18 protein-coding genes are annotated in these 15,764 nt (G+C 70.7%); 10 read left to right on the plus strand and 8 right to left on the minus strand.

Annotated elements, in window-relative coordinates:
• Positions 1–25 precede the first annotated feature (25 nt).
• Entirely contained in the window at positions 26–1,711 is a 1,686-nt protein-coding gene (locus MWU75_RS04960) for a ribonuclease J (RefSeq protein WP_247088630.1), read from the minus strand.
• A gap of 262 nt (positions 1,712–1,973) precedes the next feature.
• Here MWU75_RS04960 and MWU75_RS04965 point away from each other — a divergent pair, with 262 nt between their 5' ends.
• Both MWU75_RS04965 and MWU75_RS04970 read left to right on the plus strand, forming a co-directional pair.
• Entirely contained in the window at positions 1,974–2,786 is an 813-nt protein-coding gene (locus tag MWU75_RS04965; RefSeq protein WP_247088631.1) for a thymidylate synthase, read from the plus strand.
• A 26-nt stretch (positions 2,787–2,812) separates the two neighbouring features.
• Positions 2,813–3,790, plus strand: a complete 978-nt coding sequence (locus MWU75_RS04970) for a dihydrofolate reductase (RefSeq protein ID WP_247088633.1) — start codon at positions 2,813–2,815, stop codon at positions 3,788–3,790.
• A 72-nt stretch (positions 3,791–3,862) separates the two neighbouring features.
• Here MWU75_RS04970 and paaE read toward each other — a convergent pair whose 3' ends face one another.
• From paaE to paaA, 5 genes are read right to left on the minus strand one after another with little or no spacing between them, the layout of a single operon-like run.
• A complete protein-coding gene (paaE, locus tag MWU75_RS04975; RefSeq protein WP_247088634.1) occupies positions 3,863–4,972 on the minus strand; it encodes a 1,2-phenylacetyl-CoA epoxidase subunit PaaE in 1,110 nt (369 codons plus the stop codon).
• The gene (gene paaD, locus MWU75_RS04980; RefSeq protein WP_247088865.1) at positions 4,972–5,481 is read right to left on the minus strand and encodes a 1,2-phenylacetyl-CoA epoxidase subunit PaaD; all 510 of its coding nucleotides are present in this window, start codon (positions 5,479–5,481) and stop codon (positions 4,972–4,974) included. The genes paaE and paaD overlap by 1 nt, the downstream gene beginning before the upstream one ends.
• A gap of 5 nt (positions 5,482–5,486) precedes the next feature.
• A complete protein-coding gene (gene paaC / locus MWU75_RS04985) occupies positions 5,487–6,281 on the minus strand; it encodes a 1,2-phenylacetyl-CoA epoxidase subunit PaaC (protein ID WP_247088637.1) in 795 nt (264 codons plus the stop codon).
• Positions 6,278–6,586: a 1,2-phenylacetyl-CoA epoxidase subunit PaaB gene (gene paaB, locus MWU75_RS04990; RefSeq protein ID WP_247088639.1), complete on the minus strand. Its 309-nt coding sequence runs from the start codon at positions 6,584–6,586 to the stop codon at positions 6,278–6,280. The genes paaC and paaB overlap by 4 nt, the downstream gene beginning before the upstream one ends.
• Positions 6,583–7,596 carry a 1,2-phenylacetyl-CoA epoxidase subunit PaaA gene (gene paaA, locus MWU75_RS04995; protein WP_247088640.1) on the minus strand — a complete coding sequence of 338 codons (1,014 nt, stop codon included), beginning with the start codon at positions 7,594–7,596 and terminating at the stop codon, positions 6,583–6,585. Before paaA ends, paaB begins: the two co-directional genes overlap by 4 nt.
• Positions 7,597–7,857: 261 nt before the next feature.
• Between paaA and legP the strand changes: the two genes are divergently transcribed.
• Both legP and MWU75_RS05005 read left to right on the plus strand, forming a co-directional pair.
• On the plus strand, positions 7,858–9,183 hold the full coding sequence (legP, locus tag MWU75_RS05000) for a Dot/Icm T4SS effector Zinc-dependent metalloprotease LegP (RefSeq protein WP_247088641.1): 1,326 nt from the start codon (positions 7,858–7,860) through the stop codon (positions 9,181–9,183).
• On the plus strand, positions 9,180–10,181 hold the full coding sequence (locus MWU75_RS05005) for an MvdC/MvdD family ATP grasp protein (RefSeq protein WP_247088642.1): 1,002 nt from the start codon (positions 9,180–9,182) through the stop codon (positions 10,179–10,181). The genes legP and MWU75_RS05005 overlap by 4 nt, the downstream gene beginning before the upstream one ends.
• Positions 10,182–10,190: 9 nt before the next feature.
• Here the strand turns inward: MWU75_RS05005 and MWU75_RS05010 are convergent, their stop codons facing one another.
• Complete coding sequence (locus tag MWU75_RS05010) at positions 10,191–10,547, minus strand: hypothetical protein (protein ID WP_247088643.1); 357 nt, start codon at positions 10,545–10,547, stop codon at positions 10,191–10,193.
• A gap of 82 nt (positions 10,548–10,629) precedes the next feature.
• On the opposite strand from MWU75_RS05010, the gene MWU75_RS05015 reads away from it, so the two are divergent.
• From MWU75_RS05015 to MWU75_RS05030, 4 genes are read left to right on the plus strand one after another with little or no spacing between them, the layout of a single operon-like run.
• Positions 10,630–11,193 carry a GNAT family N-acetyltransferase gene (locus tag MWU75_RS05015; protein ID WP_247088644.1) on the plus strand — a complete coding sequence of 188 codons (564 nt, stop codon included), beginning with the start codon at positions 10,630–10,632 and terminating at the stop codon, positions 11,191–11,193.
• Complete coding sequence (locus tag MWU75_RS05020; RefSeq protein WP_348647736.1) at positions 11,190–11,936, plus strand: AzlC family ABC transporter permease; 747 nt, start codon at positions 11,190–11,192, stop codon at positions 11,934–11,936. The genes MWU75_RS05015 and MWU75_RS05020 overlap by 4 nt, the downstream gene beginning before the upstream one ends.
• Before the next feature lie 2 nt (positions 11,937–11,938).
• Entirely contained in the window at positions 11,939–12,241 is a 303-nt protein-coding gene (locus MWU75_RS05025) for an AzlD domain-containing protein (RefSeq protein ID WP_281496879.1), read from the plus strand.
• Positions 12,242–12,287: 46 nt separating this feature from the next.
• On the plus strand, positions 12,288–13,451 hold the full coding sequence (locus MWU75_RS05030; protein ID WP_247088646.1) for a heparan-alpha-glucosaminide N-acetyltransferase domain-containing protein: 1,164 nt from the start codon (positions 12,288–12,290) through the stop codon (positions 13,449–13,451).
• Here the strand turns inward: MWU75_RS05030 and MWU75_RS05035 are convergent.
• The gene (locus tag MWU75_RS05035) at positions 13,448–14,161 is read right to left on the minus strand and encodes a hypothetical protein (RefSeq protein ID WP_247088648.1); all 714 of its coding nucleotides are present in this window, start codon (positions 14,159–14,161) and stop codon (positions 13,448–13,450) included. The two genes, MWU75_RS05030 and MWU75_RS05035, sit on opposite strands and share 4 nt — an antisense overlap.
• A gap of 584 nt (positions 14,162–14,745) precedes the next feature.
• On the opposite strand from MWU75_RS05035, the gene MWU75_RS05040 reads away from it, so the two are divergent.
• A complete protein-coding gene (locus tag MWU75_RS05040; protein ID WP_247088650.1) occupies positions 14,746–15,354 on the plus strand; it encodes a DUF2975 domain-containing protein in 609 nt (202 codons plus the stop codon).
• Positions 15,354–15,593: a helix-turn-helix transcriptional regulator gene (locus tag MWU75_RS05045; protein ID WP_247088652.1), complete on the plus strand. Its 240-nt coding sequence runs from the start codon at positions 15,354–15,356 to the stop codon at positions 15,591–15,593. Before MWU75_RS05040 ends, MWU75_RS05045 begins: the two co-directional genes overlap by 1 nt.
• Positions 15,594–15,764: the final 171 nt, after the last annotated feature.

Consider the following 15,764-nt stretch of genomic DNA (forward strand, 5'->3'; position numbering starts at 1 on the left):
GGGGGTCGGACCGGGCGAGATCAGATCAGGCGTCGATGACGATCGGGATGATCATCGGGCGGCGGCGTAGCTTGCTACCGACGAACGACCCGACGGTGCGGCGGATGACCTGCTGGAGCTGGTGGGTGTCGGTCACCCCGTTCTGGCGGGCCTCCTCCAGGGCCGTCTCGAGGCGCGGCCGGACCTTGTCGAAGACCGCGGCGTCCTCGGCGAACCCGCGGGTCTGGATCTCCGGGCCGGCGGCGACCTTGCCCGTGGAGGCGTCGCGCACCACGATGATCGTCACGAAGCCCTCGTCGCGCAGGATCCGGCGGTCCTTCAGCAGACCCTCCGTGGTGCCGCCGACCGAGGAGCCGTCGACGTAGATGTAGCCGACGTCCACGGCCCCGGCGATGCGCGCTCGCCCGTCGACCAGGTCGACCACGACGCCGTCCTCGGCGAGGATCACGTTCTCGGCAGGCACCCCCGTCGCCACCGCCAGGTCACCGTTGGCCACCAGGTGACGCCACTCGCCGTGCACCGGCATGACGTTCTTGGGGCGGACGATGTTGTAGCAGTAGAGCAGCTCCCCCGCACTCGCGTGCCCGGACACGTGGACCAGTGCGTTGCCCTTGTGCACGACATTGGCGCCGAGCCGGGTCAGGCCGTTGATCACCCGGTAGACGGCGTTCTCGTTGCCGGGGATCAGGGAGGAGGCCATCAGGACGGTGTCCCCGCCGCCGACCTCGATCTTGTGGTCCCGGTTGGCCATCCGGGACAGGGCCGCCATCGGCTCACCCTGCGACCCGGTGCAGATCAGGACCTGCTGGTGATCGGGCAGCTGGGCCAGCCGCCCCAGGTCGACCAGCACCCCGTCCGGCACGCGCAGATAGCCCAGCTCGGCGGCGATGCCCATGTTGCGCAGCATCGAGCGGCCCACCATCGCCACCTTGCGACCGGCCTCCTCGGCGGCGTCGAGGACCTGCTGCACCCGGTGCACGTGGGAGGAGAAGCAGGCCACGATGATGCGGCGCTCGGCGTGGTTGAAGACCCGCTGGATCGCCGGGGTGATGTTGCGCTCCGGGGTGGTGAAGCCCGGCACGTCCGCGTTCGTGGAGTCGGTAAGGAACAGGTCGACTCCCTCCTCGCCGAGCCTTGCGAAGGCGCGCAGGTCGGTGATCCGGTTGTCCAGCGGGACCTGGTCCATCTTGAAGTCACCGGTGTGCAGCAGGTTGCCGCCGGAGGTGCGCACGAAGACCGCGAGCGCGTCGGGGATGGAGTGGTTGACGGCGATGAACTCGCAGTCGAACGGACCGAGGACCTCCCGGTCCCCCTCGCGCACGCCCAGGGTGTAGGGCGTGATCCGGTGTTCCTTGAGCTTGGCCTCGACGAGCGCGAGGGTGAGTTGTGAGCCGACCAGCGGGATGTCCTGCCGGCGCCGCAGCAGGAAGGGCACGGCACCGATGTGGTCCTCGTGGCCGTGGGTCAGCACGATGGCGACGATGTCGTCCCAGCGGTCCTCGAGATACTCGAAGTCGGGGAGGATCAGGTCGACACCCGGGTGCTCGTCCTCGGGGAAGAGCACGCCGCAGTCGATGATCAGCAGCTTGCCGGCGTGCTCCACCACCGCCATGTTGCGGCCGATCTCACCGAGTCCGCCGAGGGCGACGACTCGCACGCCGTTCGCGGGCAGCGGTCCGGGAGAGGCGAGGTCAGGATGCGGGTGGCTCATGCGGCAAGGTTACGGCCCCACGGTTTGGGCCGCTTGGCCCGCCTCGCACTCCCCCCGTGGAGGTGATCGCGCCGCCACCCGCTCGGGGGGTCCGGGTAGCGGCGCGATCGGTGACTACTCTGGCCCAGACCGATTGAAGAAACCATACCGGTGGGCTGTGATTTGGGTCACCCCGTCGGTCACCTGCCCGTTCGTCCGCCCTTTGCTCTGGCCCGCATGGCGCTCCTCGCCCCTGACGGTGTCCGCAACTAGAGTTCGGCTCATGCGCCAGTACCTCGACCTCCTGCACCGCGTCCGCACCGACGGCGTCCGCAAGGAGGATCGCACCGGCACGGGCACGCTGTCGGTGTTCGGGCACCAGATGCGCTTCGACCTGTCCGCGGGCTTCCCGGTGCTGACCACCAAGAAGCTTCATCTCCGGTCCATCACGGGCGAGCTGCTGTGGTTCCTGCGTGGCGACACCAACGTCAGGTGGCTCCACGAGCGCAAGATCAGCATCTGGGACGAGTGGGCCGACGAGAACGGCGACCTCGGGCCGGTCTACGGTCACCAGTGGCGCTCCTGGCCCACGCCGAGCGGTGAGACGGTGGACCAGATCGCCCGGGTCATCGAGTCGATCCGCACCAACCCCGACTCGCGCCGGCACATCGTCTCGGCGTGGAACGTCGCCGATGTCGACGAGATGGCGCTCCCGCCGTGCCACACCATGTTCCAGTTCTATGTCGCACCCGGCGTGGACGGTGGCCGGGGCCGGCTCTCCTGCCAGCTCTACCAGCGCAGCGCCGACATCTTCCTCGGCGTGCCGTTCAACATCGCCAGCTATGCCCTGCTGACCCACATGGTCGCCCAGGTCACCGACCTCGAGGTCGGCGAGTTCGTGCACACCCTCGGCGACGCTCATCTCTACGCCAACCACCTCGAGCAGGCCGACGAGCAGCTGACCCGCGAGCCGGGGCCGCTGCCGACGCTCTGGCTCAACCCCGACATCCGGGGGATCGACGAGTTCGAGCTCGAGGACATCGAGGTGTGCGACTACGTCGCGGCACCCACCATCAAGGCACCGATCGCGGTCTGATCGCCCCTGAGCTGCGGTCCACACCGATGACCCGCTTCTCCGTCGTCCCGGCGGCCTACCTCGTACTGACCCGCCAGGGACCCTCCGGCCCCGAGGTGCTGCTGCAACTGCGTGGTGCCACCGGCTACATGGAGGGCTGGTGGGCCTGTGCGGCCGCCGGTCACGTGGAGGCGGGCGAGCCCGCCGACCGGGCAGTATGCCGCGAGGCCGCCGAGGAGATCGGCCTCACCATCGAGCCGGGACAGGTCTCCCTGGCCGCCGTGCTGCAGCGCGGTTGCGTGCTCGGCGGCCCGGTCGAGCAGCGGATCGACCTCTTCTTCACCGCCTCCGACGTCACGGGAGATCCCACCATCACCGAGCCAGACAAGGCGCTGGACCTGCGCTGGTGGCCGCTGGCCGACCTGCCGCAGCGCGTCGTCCCGCACGAGCGCCAGGTGCTCGAGCACCTCCGCAACCAGGGCGGCGACCTGGGTGACCCGGCCACCGGGGACACGGCATACTCCCCCGCACGCCGGCCCAGCCTCCTCACCCGGGGCTTCGACCAGACGCTCACCCTGGTCGCTGCCGTCGGCCGCAACGGCGTGATCGGCGACGGCGCCTCGATGCCGTGGCACCTGCCGGAGGACCTCGCGTTCTTCAAGCGCACCACCATCGGCGGAGTCTTGGTGATGGGTCGCGGCACCTGGGACTCGATCGGGCGAGCGCTCCCGGGCCGGCGCACCATCGTGGTCACCCGCGACCGGACCTGGACGGCGCCCGGCGCGGAGGTCGCGCACTCGCTGCCGGAGGCTCTGCTGATGGCCGGCGACACGGAGGTTTTCATCGCCGGTGGCGGCCAAGTCTACGAACAGACCATCGGGGCGGCCTCTCGGTTGGTCATCACCCATGTCGAGCAGGAGCCCCAGGGCTCGGTCACCTTCCCCGCCATCGACCCGGCCCTGTGGGGCGAGGACAGCCGCGACGTGCAGGACGGCTTTACCTGGGTGGAGTATCTCCGCCGCTGACCACGGTGAGCCGGGCCACCGGGGACAGCCGCTGAGACCGTACGGACAGGCGCGGCGGTCACCCCCTGCGCTTCAGGCGTCGTAGTCGAGCACGACCTCGTCGGTGACCGGATGCGACTGGCAGGTCAGCACAATGCCGGCGTCGACCTCCTCCGGCTCCAGGGCGTAGTTGCGGTCCATCCGGACCTCGCCCTCCACCACCCGCGCCCGACAGGTGCCGCAGACGCCGTTGGTGCAGCTGAACGGGGCGTCCGGACGCTCGCGGAGGGTTGCCGCGAGGATCGACTCGGCCTGGCTCTTGACCGGCACGTTCGTCGTGCGGCCGTCCAGCGTCACGGTGACCATGGCCAGCGGCTTCGCGTCCGGCGGGGGCGGCGGCGCGACGGGCGCCGCACCCTCGACGTGGAAGATCTCGTGGTGCACGTGGTGGCCGTCGACGCCGTGGTCCGCGAGCGCCTCCTGGGCCGTCTCCACCAGGCCGAGCGGGCCGCACAGGTACCACTCGTCGACGTCGTCGACCGGGACGAACGCCTCGAAGAACCTCTCGAGCCGGTCCCTGTCCAGCCTGCCGCTGAACAGCTCGACGTCCTGGGCCTCGCGGGAGAGCACGTGGAACAGGGTGAACCGGTCGGGGAACCGGTTCTTCAGGTCCATCAGCTCCTCCAGGAACATGATCGTGTCGGTGCGACGGTTGGCGAAGATCAGCGTGGCCCGGGACTCCGGCTCCTCCTCCAGCGCCGTGGTGAGCAGCGAGATCACGGGGGTGATGCCGGAGCCGCCGGCGATCGCGACGTGGTGGCGGGCCGCGGACGGGTCGGTCGCGCAGGTGAACCCGCCGATCGGGGTCATCACCTGGAGCTGCTCACCGGTCTCGGCGTTCTCGTGCAACCAGGTGGACATCAGGCCTCCTGGCACGACTGCTGTGGCGACGCGCAGCTCACCCGTGGCCAGTGCTCGACGCCGGGACACACAGATGGAGTAGGAGCGCCGGATGTCCTCCCCGCCGACGGTGGCGCGCAGCGTCAGGTGCTGGCCGGGCTCGAAGGAGTACTCATCACGCAGGGTGGGCGGCACCGTGAAGCTGATCGCGATGGCCTCGTCGGTGAGCTGCTCGACCGTGCTGATGGTGAGGGTGTGGAAGACGGCACGGTGCCGCACGGGCTTGGTCGTGGTCAGGTGCATCAGATGGCCTTGAACTCCTCGAACGGCTCACGGCAGGAGCGGCAGCGCCGCAGCGCCTTGCACGCCGTCGACCCGAAACGGGAGAGCTCCTCGGTGTCGTCCGACCCGCACGAGGGGCAGCTCACCTGCCGCACGGAGAGCCCCACCGGCACCGGCCCCGCCTCGCGCACCGGGCCGGCACCGCTCGGCGGGGCGATCCCGAAGCGGCGCAGGGACTCCCGCCCGCGCTCGCTCATCCAGTCGGTGGTCCAGGCCGGCGACAGCGTGGTGACCACCTCGGCCCGCAGCCCGTGCTGCCGCACGGTCCAGTCGATCTGGTCGGTGATCGCCTGCACCGCAGGACAGCCGGAGTAGGTCGGGGTGATGGTCACGCGGACCACCTCACCCTCGACCTCGATCGAGCGCACGATGCCGAGGTCGTCGATCGAGATGACCGGGATCTCCGGGTCGGGGATGTCGCGGATGGTCTGTGCCAGCTCGGCAGCCTGCACCGCGGTCAGCGCCGTCATCACGCTCACCACGTCGCCCCGGGGTGGCTGCGGTGGATGTGTTGCATCTCGGCCAGCAGGTAGCCCATCGCCTCGGAGTGGACCCCCTCGCGACCGCCGCGGGACCGCCAACGGGGCTCGTCCGGCATACTCAGCGTCGCCTGGGCGACCACCGCCCGGACGTGCGCCGCCGTGCCCTCGACCAGGGCCGACGGCAGGATGCCGACACCCGCCTCGGCCGCGGCGACGCTCGCCCGGTCATCGTCCCCCAGCTCCGCGACGTAGGGCGCCACGGCCGCCAGCCCCGCCTGCATCCGGTCGTGGGATACCTCGGTGCCGTCGCCCAGCCGCACCACCCACTGGCCGGCATGGTCGCGGTGGTAGGCAACCTCCTTGATGGCCTTGGCAGCGACCGCGGCGAGCACCTGGTCGGTGGAGTCGAGCAGCGCGGAGTAGAGCTCGTGCTGGTAGGAGGCGAACCACAGCATCCGGGCCATCTCGTGGCCGAAGTCCCCGCGCGGCTGCTCGACCAGGTGGACGTTGCGGAACTCGCGCTCGTCACGCAGGTAGGCCAGGTCGTCCTCGTCGCGGCCCGCGCCCTCGAGCTCGCCGGCGCGGGTCAGCAGGGACCGTGCCTGACCGAGCAGATCCAGCCCCACGTTGCCCAGCGCCATGTCCTCCTCGATCTGGGGCGCGCGGGTGAGCCACTCCCCCAGCCGATGGGCATAGATCAGGGCGTCGTCGGCCAGCCCCAGGAGGTATGCCGTGTAGTCGCCGGTCGGCGCGTTCGATGGGACCTCGGTCGTGGTGGGGTCGCTCACAGGTACTCCACGTCCTCGGGCACCTCGTAGAACGAGGCGTGCCGGTAGACCTTGTCCCCCGCCGGGTCGAAGAAGCTGTCGCGCTCGTCCGGGCTGCTCGCCGTGATGTCCTCGGACCGGATCACCCAGATGGACACGCCCTCCTGGCGGCGGGTGTAGAGGTCGCGCGCGTTGCGTAGCGCCAGGGTGGCGTCAGGGGCGTGCAGCGACCCGGAGTGCACGTGGGACAGACCGCGCTTGGCGCGGACGAAGACCTCCCACAGCGGCCAGTTGTCGCGCGAGGTCGAGGGGCCGGCGTCGGTCATGCGACCTCCTGCACGGTGTTGTTGTGGGGGGCGTGCTTGGCGGCGTAGGCGTTGGCGGCCTCGCGCACCCACGCGCCCTCCTCGTGGGCGCGGCGGCGGTGGGTGATCCGCTGCTCGTTGCACGGCCCGTCGCCCTTGAGCACCCGCCAGAACTCGTCCCAGTCGATCTCACCGAAGTCCCAGTGGCCGCGCTCCTCGTTCCACCGCAGGTCGGGGTCGGGCAGGGTGAGCCCGAGCTTCTGCGCCTGCGGCACGGTCATGTCGACGAACTTCTGGCGCAGGTCGTCGTTGCTGAACCGCTTGATGCCCCAGGCCATGTTCTGCGCGGTGTGGCCACCCTGGGCCGCCTCGCCGGTGTCGGGCGGGCCGAACATCATCAGCGAGGGCCACCACCACCGGTTGGCCGCGTCCTGCGCCATCGCCTGCTGCTCCGGTGTGCCCTGGCTCAGCGTCCACAGGATCTCGAAGCCCTGACGCTGGTGGAAGGACTCCTCCTTGCACACACGGATCATCGCGCGGGCGTAGGGGCCGTAGGAGCAGCGGCACAGCGGCACCTGGTTCATGATCGCGGCACCGTCGACGAGCCAGCCGATCGCGCCGGCATCGGCCCAGGTCAGCGTCGGGTAGTTGAAGATCGAGGAGTACTTCTGCTGACCGTTGTGCAGCTTGTCGAGCAGCTCCTCGCGGTCCACCCCGAGCGTCTCGGCCGCGGAGTAGAGGTAAAGACCGTGGCCGGCCTCGTCCTGCACCTTGGCCATCAGGATCGCCTTGCGGCGCAGGCTCGGCGCGCGGGTGATCCAGTTGCCCTCCGGCTGCATCCCGATGATCTCGGAGTGCGCGTGCTGGGCGATCTGCCGGATCAGCGTCTTGCGGTAGCCCTCGGGCATGGCGTCGCGCGGCTCGATCCGCTTGTCCGCGTCGATCAGCCCGTCGAAGTACTCCTGGACCGCGTCGGCGTAGTCGGCCGTCTCCGCCGCGTTCAGTGGCTCACCGAAGTCGTTGCCATACATGCTTCCAGTATGCCGCAAGACCGGGGACTTTGTGACAGTCGCCTCGTCGTTCGGCGGGCAGAGTGTCATATCGGTGCCCGGCCTGCGCCTGAGCTGCGGGGCCGAGGGTCACGCCTACGTCCCCGGGTTGACGTGCCCGTCGCGGATATGGGCAGAACTACCCATTTCGCCGGGCCACCCGCGGCTCTAGCGTCGAAGTGTGCCGCACCCGGACTCCGGCACGCCACATCGCACGACAGGCACTGAGACAGAGGGACTGACATGGACGACACCAGCAACACAGGAAAGGCCGCCGGCACCGCGGGCGGCTCGGACAAGGACGAGTTCCGCGCTCCCGCGCGCAACAAGTCCGTGCACACCGCCCTGATCTCGGGCAACACCTTCCGCGCCAAGGCCGTGCAGTACACCGTGATCGATGGCGACGCGATCTTCGAGGGCGACATCCTGCTCGGCACCCACGAGGAGGTTCAGCACAGCAGCGCCCAGCTGGCCGCCGAGGCCCGCGGCGACCTCGGGACGGCGGGTGTGCTGATCAGCGGTGACCAGTTCCGCTGGCCGAACTGCGTCGTGCCCTACGACATCGACGCCGACCTGCCCGACCAGCAGCGGGTCACCGACGCCATCAACCACTGGCAGCGCAACACCCGCTTCACCTTCGTGCTGCGCACCACGGCCAACGCGGGCGACTACCCGGACTGGGTGCGCTTCCAGCCCGGCGGCGGGTGCTCGGCGCACGTCGGGCGTCGCGGCGGCATGCAGAACGTCAACCTGGCAGCCGGGTGCACCCTCGGCAACACGATCCACGAGATCGGGCACGCCGTCGGCTTCTGGCACGAGCAGTCCCGCGAGGACCGCGACGCGTTCGTGACGATCAACTGGGCGAACATCCAGGCCGGCACGGAGCACAACTTCAACCAGCACATCTCCGACGGTGAGGACGTCGGTGCCTACGACTACGGCTCGATCATGCACTACCCGCGCAACGCGTTCGGCCGGAGCGGCGCCGAGACCATCACGCCGACAGACCCCACAGCGGTGATCGGTCAGCGCAACGGCCTGAGCGCCGGCGACATCGCCGCGGCCAACTCGATGTGCCCGGACCCCGGCACCGGGGTCGAGACCGTCAAGGAGCAGATCGAGACCATCAAGGAGCAGTCCCCGGAGACCATCAAGGAGCAGTCGCCGGAGACGATCAAGGAGCGCTACCCCGAGACCGTGAAGGAGCACTTCCCGGAGACCATCAAGGAGCGCTACCCCGAAACGGTCAAGGAACAGTCGCCGGAGACCATCAAGGAGCGCTACCCCGAGACCATCAAGGAACGCATCCCCGAGACGATCAAGGAGCGCATCGAGACCATCGTCGAGGGCATCGGCCTCCCCGGCCCCGGGCCTGTCGTCCAACCCGGCCTCCAGCCGCGGGCGGGCGACCAGGTGCCGTTCGCCGTGGCCACGCCCCACGCGGGAGCAGCTGGCGCCCAGCCCGGCTGGTCGGGCGAGGAGGACCTGGCCGCCCGCGTCGCCCAGCTCGAGGCCATCGTCAGCGAGCTGGTGGCCGCCCACGACGCGGGTGCGCAGGGCATGTCGTGATCGTCGTCATCTCCCACCCCGCGGACCTGCACGCGCAGCGCGTCACCGACGCGCTGCGTGCGCGGGGTCGGGAGAACTTCCTGCTCGACCTGGCCGACCTGCCCGCCTCGGCGACCCTGAGCATCGACCCGGCGGGGCCGGGGAAGGTGACCCTCCGTCATACGAGCGGGGTGGTCGACCTGTCCTCGGCCACCGCCGTCTGGTGGCGCCGGCCCCAGCACGTGGTGCTCGACGCCATCGGCGACGCGGACGCGCGCGGGTTCGCCTACGGCGAGTGGCACGAGGCGATCCACGGTGCCTACCAGCTGATGCCGTGCCCGTGGATGAACCCGCTGCACGCCGACGAGATCGCCTCGCACAAGGCGCTGCAGCTCACCGTCGCACCCCAGGTGGGGCTCCGGGTGCCCGAGACGCTGATGACCTCCGACGCGGACGCGGCACGGGAGTTCATCGCGCGGCAGGAGGCGCAGGGGCGCCGAGCCGTCTACAAGATCTTCGCCGCCACCCACCAGGTCTGGCGGGAGACCCGGCTGGTGGGTGCGGCCGACCTGGCGCACCTGCCGAGCCTGCACCTGGCACCGGTGATCTTCCAGGAGTATGTGCCGGCCGTCGCGGACATCAGGGTCACCCTCGTCGGGGAGCGGGTCTTCGCGATGTCGATCTCCGGCGGACCCGAGGTCGACTTCCGGCTGGGCCTCGGGCAGGCACGGACCGGCCCGTTCGACCTGCCCGAGCCGGTGGTCGCGGCTCTGCGGGCGCTGATGACGCGCTTCGGCCTGGTCTACGGCGCGGTCGACCTGCGGCTCACCGCCGAGGGCGAGCTGGTCTTCCTCGAGGTCAACCCGGCCGGGGAGTTCCTCTTCGTGGAGTCGGGCGCGGGTCATCCGGTGACCGACGCCGTGGCGGACTGGCTCAGCGACCCGGTGACGGCAGCTCTCGGCACGCGGGCGGGCGAGGGCCTCGCCGCACGCGTCCCGGCGGCTGGCTCCGTCGGCTGACCGGGCCGGTCAGACCGGCACGACCTCGACCAGCACCGTCTCCGACTGCAGCGGGTAGGCCTGGACCGTGATCCAGTCGCCGGCGGTGACGTGCTCATGGTCACCGGTCGCCACCCGCGCCCAGACGGTCAGCCCGCGCGGGTCGACATCGTCGGGCACGGTGAGGTCGACCGAGGCGATGACCTGGCGACCCGGGACGTCCCCTTGTGTCGCAGGCGCTGTCCCCGAGCCGGTCACCGTCCTCGCCGTGGAGACGGTTGTGGAGGCCACATCCAGCAGCGAGGTGTCCCGGATCTCCACGACGACGGGGGTGCCGGCCGGGGGCTCGTCCGGACCGGCGGCGGCGACCAGCACGTTCACGTCCATGACCCGACGATAAACCTGTGGGCCGGGCCGTGGAGGCCGGGCGGGCACGGCTCCCCGGTTGGCCATGTTGGACACTGGGGTGGTGACCACACACCACCACGAGCCCGGACCCCTCGCCGACGCCAGTGTCCGCACCGGACGCGTCAGCGACGCGCCGGCGGTGGGTCTCGTGCAGGCGACCGTCTGGCGCGACGCCTTTGCGGACGCCGTCCCGCCCGAGGTCCTCGAGACCTTCGAGGGACCTGCCTTCGCCTCGGTCTGGCGGCGGTCGCTGCAGGACCCGCCGACCCCGTTGCACCGGCTGCTGGTCGCGTGCGCAGGGCCTCAGGTCGTCGGCTTCGCCGCGATCGGCCCGGCCGAGGTCACCGACGAGTCCGTGACGGCCACCGACGGCGAGCTCTTCGTGCTCGCGGTGCACCCCGACGCGCGCCGCGACGGACACGGGTCGCGACTGCTCAACGCCGCCGCAGACACGCTCCGGGCGGGAGACCGCTCCGGGCTGCTCACCTGGCTCCCGGCAGGCGACGAGGACTCGCGGGCCTTCACCGACGCCGCCGGCCTGGCACCGGACGGCGCCTGGCGCGAGCGCGTGGTCGGCCCGGGGGGCGAGACGGTCCGCGAGATCCGCGTGCGGGCCGACCTGTGACGGGAGAGCCGACGCACCACACCGACCCGGACCCTGCGCGCCACGCGGCGGGCCGCATCCCCGGGGACACGGCCGTCATCCGCAAGTCCCTCGGGGTGGCCGTCGCCACCGGTCTCTACGGGGTGACCGCGGGCGCGCTCGCCGTGGCCGCAGGACTGTCCGTGCTCCAGGCCATGGCGCTGTCCCTGCTGCTGTTCAGCGGCGGCTCCCAGTTCGCCTTCTTCGGTGTGATCGGCGCCGGCGGGAGCCCCGTCGCCGCCGTGGCCAGCTCGACGCTGCTCGGCGTCCGCAACGGCTTCTACGGGCTGCAGGTCTCCCAGCTCCTTGACGTGCACCGATGGGCCCGACCGGTGGCCGCGCACTTCACGATCGACGAGAGCACCGCGGTGGCGATCACCCAGGTCAAGCCGCGACAGCAGCGGATCGGCTTCTGGCTGACCGGGATCGGGATCTTCGTGATCTGGAACCTGATGACCCTCCTCGGCGCCGTCGCGGGCGAGGCCATGGGCGACCCCAGGACCTACGGCCTGGACGCCGCCGCTGCGGCGGCGTTCGTCGGCCTCCTGTGGCCCCGGCTGCGAGGCCGCGACCCGCTCGCCGTGGCCGCCCTGGCCGTCATCATCACGGTCGTGACGGCCCCGCTCGTGCCGGCGGGAGTCCCCGTGCTGGCCGCGGTCCTGGCGGCCCTCCTCGTGGGGCTGCCCCGCCGTCGCACGAGCCCGGAGGAGGTGGCCGCCCCGTGACCATGTGGCTCGCCGTCCTCGCGGCGTGCGCCCTGGCCTACGCGCTCAAGCTCGCGGGATACCTGGTGCCCCAGCACGTCCTCGACATCCCGTGGGTGCACCGGGTGACACCGCTGCTGCCGGTCGCCCTGCTCTCGGCCCTCATCGTGACCCAGGCGGTACTCACGGACGAGGGGCGCCTCGTCGTGGACGCTCGCGCCGCGGGGGTCGGCGTGGCCGTCCTGCTGCTCATCCTGCGCGCACCCTTCCTCGTCGTCGTCGCGGCGGCCGCGGTGACGGCGGCCCTGGTCCGCGCCCTGGTCTGAGCCGCCTCCGCGGCAGACGGGCCAGCCCGTGCGAGGATCGGTGCCCGTGGGACGCATCGTCGGCATCGACCTGGCCCGGTGCCTGGCGCTGCTCGGCATGATCACCGCGCACCTCGTGCAGGGCAGCGACGGTCCCGGCGGCGTCGGGACCGTCTTCCAGGTAGTGGCCGGACGCTCGGCCGCACTCTTCGCGGTGCTGGCCGGTGTCTCCATCGCCCTCACGACCCGCGCCAGGCCCGACCGGACGACCGCCGACAGCCGACGGGGTCTGGCGGCACGCGCCATACTCATCGCGCTGATGGGGCTGTTCCTGGGCGTGCTCGACTCGGGACTGGCCGTCATCCTCACCTTCTACGGCGCCCTGTTCCTCCTGGCCATCCCGGTCATCACCTGGTCGGCCCGGCGGCTGACCATCCTCGCCCTCTGCTGGGGCCTACTCTCCCCCGTGGTCAGTCTCGCGGTGCGGCCTCACCTGCCCGGTCCAGGGTTCGTGGTGCCGCAACCAGGTGACCTCACCGACCCCGTCATGCTGCTGACCGAGCTCACGATCACCGGCTACTACCCCGTCCTGACGTGGGGCACCTACCTCTTCGCCGGGATGGCGATCGGTCGGCTCGACCTGCGTTCTGCCACGGTCCGCCGGTGGCTGGTCGTCCTCGGCGCCTGGCTGGCAGTGCTCGCCCTGGCGATGGCCCGCCTGATGACCAGCAGTGACGCGGCGAGGGAGGAGCTGGTGAGCACCTACGACCGGTTCGGCGGCGTGGAGAGCTGGGCCGAACTGGACCACAGCCTGCGCATCGGCCTCTACGGCACCACGCCGACCGGCTCGTGGTCGTGGTTGTGGGTGTGGTCGCCACACAGCGGATCGATCGTCGACCTGGCGCACACGGTCGGCACCTCGATGGTGGTGATCGGCCTGTCACTGATCGCGGTGCAGGTCGCGGGCCGCGGCGAGCGGTGGGTCCGCGTGGCCGCGGGCGCCGGTGCGATGACCTTGACCCTGTATGCCGTGCACGTCGCCGTCGTCGCCGCCGGGCGCAGCGACGCGCTGTCGGCGGAGGCCCCGTGGGTCCTGGACGTGCGACTGCACCTCATCGGCGTCCTCGTCGTCGGTGCCGCGTTCGCGCTGGCCCGGACGCGGGGGCCACTCGAACGGCTCGTGTCCGAGGTGAGTGGAGCCGTGCGCGACTCTCCGGGCGTCCGTCGCTAGGGCTGGTCCTCCGTGTCCTCGCAGTCCAGGTCGATCGGCCGATCAAACGGGTCGATGGCGTCGGACAGCGCCTGGGCAGACTGCTGGCGGGCCGCGGCCTCCTCGTCGTGATGCGCCTGCAGGTGCTCCTGGACCGCCTGGGTCAGGGCCTCGGTCCCGCACGCGGTCAGGTCGAACCGATAGCGGGTCGTCCCGTTGTAGGTGCGCATCCTCCGCCGATGGTCCTGCTCGTGCGGCCCGAGCACCTCGCGCAGGAAGGTCCTGACCCGACGCTGCTGGCACTCCGAGAGGCCGCCGGGCATGTCCGGCATGGTGATCTGCACATCCACCCGGTAGCGGATCCTCAGGGTCCCGGTCGCGCGCAGACACGGAGTCTCGTCAGGGCAGTCGCAGTCCTTGGCCCGGCGCACCCGCCGCCCGACCACGTCACTCGTGCCACCGTCATAGGTGCCGTTGGTCTCCCCGTGCAGGACGATGCTGCCTGCGTGCCCGTTGGCGGCCTGCGACGGTGCGACCCGGGCGGTCCCCGGGGTGCGGTTCCCGCCCCAGGTGGCTATCAGGGCCGAGACGGCCCGGTTGCCGGCGAGCCGTTGCAGAGCCTGGACCCGGGTCGCGAGCGTCCCGGCCGTGGTGTCCCCGAGACCCTCCGGCGGCCGGGTCCTGACACGCCCTCGCCCCAGGGAGGGAGCGCGCGCGAGGGTCGTCACCACGGGGCAACCCCGGCAACCCACACGTCCCTGCCGTGACGTCCGCGCATGACCTCCTCCACCGCTCGGCGGACTTCCACCCTCGCAGGCGGCAGCAGCTCCTGGAGGGCACGAATGTGCGGCCGCCCGGGCAGATGACGTTGCACGGAAGGGCATGCCTACGGTGCCCGTCCAGGCATGAGGTGAGCCGCTCAGCCGGGCGCGCTCCCCGAGCCGGGCGGCTGACGTCTTCTCCTTCATGACGACTTGGGATAGTGTGGGTGAACAGAAGGTAAACGAAAGGTAACGTCCATGGTTAGGGTGCATCACATCCCCCGAAGAGGTCAGCACCGCTCGTGACATGGGTTCCCGTGACGGACGTCAACGGCCGCACCCACCTGGAGATGCGGTGGCACGTCGGCGGGGCGAGCCTCCCCAACACGGCTCGCCGCACCCCGCGCAGCGCCGCCTGACCTCCCCCACTCACCTCAGGCCGCCCCACCCTGGGGCGGCCTGAGGTTGTCGTTGGCACATTGTTGCCGTTGACACATCGATATTCGATAGGTATGTTTATCGATAACATCGTTTGTCGATAAGGGGAGTCTCAAATGTCCACACGCCTGCGTCGGATCTCCGGGTGGGACCGGCCAAGTCAACTGATCCTCGAGGGCCTGCTGCTGGCGGTCATGGTGGTCGCTGCAGGACTCACCGCGTTCGGCCTCGTCGACCTGGTGTCCGACCGTGAGGTCGTGGTGGCCGTCAGCCTCGACGAGCAGTCAGTGGCGTCGGCGCCGGGAGCCAGCCTGGTCACGACGCACGGCGAGCTCACCCTCACCGAGGCCACCACCGGCCAGCTCCTCCTGGTGGCTGCCCCGCTGGTGCTCGGCGCTGCGGTGGTGATCGGCGCGGCCTACTTCCTCCTCCAGGTCGTCCGATCCCTGCGGACCGGCACGCCCTTCCACCGTCGCAACGCACGACGGCTCTTGGCTGCGGCGCTGATCGTGCTGTTCGGGGGTGCCGTGACGGGCATGACCGACGCCCTGGCCACCATGGCGCTGGCGATGAACGGTCAGGAGATTCTCGGGGAGGGCAGTCCCCTCGTCCCCCGCGGGATATTCCCACTCGCCTTCATCGGCATCGGGCTGCTGCTGTTGTGCCTGGCCGAGTTCTTCCGCCGGGGCGCCCTCCTGGCCGAGGACGTCGAGGGGCTGGTCTGATGCCTCCGGCCGACATCGAGAACGCCGACGGCCACCGGATCGTCTCGCACCTGGATGAGCTCCTCGCCGACCGGGGGATGACGCTGACCGAGCTGGCCGAGCGGGTGGGCGTGACGATCGTGAATCTGTCGGTCCTGAAGAACAACCGCGCCAAGGCGGTGCGCTTCTCGACGCTCACGGCGATCTGCGACGTGCTCGAGTGCGAGCCGGGTGACGTGCTTGGGCTGCGGCCCCACTGACTGCGGGCGCACCGCCGGGCCGGTGACTCGTGGGTCAACCCAGAGCCCTCCAGCGACCCTCGGCTTCCCCACGAGACCCAGGACCTGCGGAGGGGGTCGGCGACTGGCACGAACACCAGTGGCCGGGACCCCGAGGGGACCCGGCCACTGGTGTGTGCGGGGAGGCGGTCA

Origin of the sequence: Ornithinimicrobium sp. F0845, from assembly GCF_023015765.1 — a bacterium.
In the GTDB taxonomy this organism is placed as follows: domain Bacteria; phylum Actinomycetota; class Actinomycetes; order Actinomycetales; family Dermatophilaceae; genus Ornithinicoccus.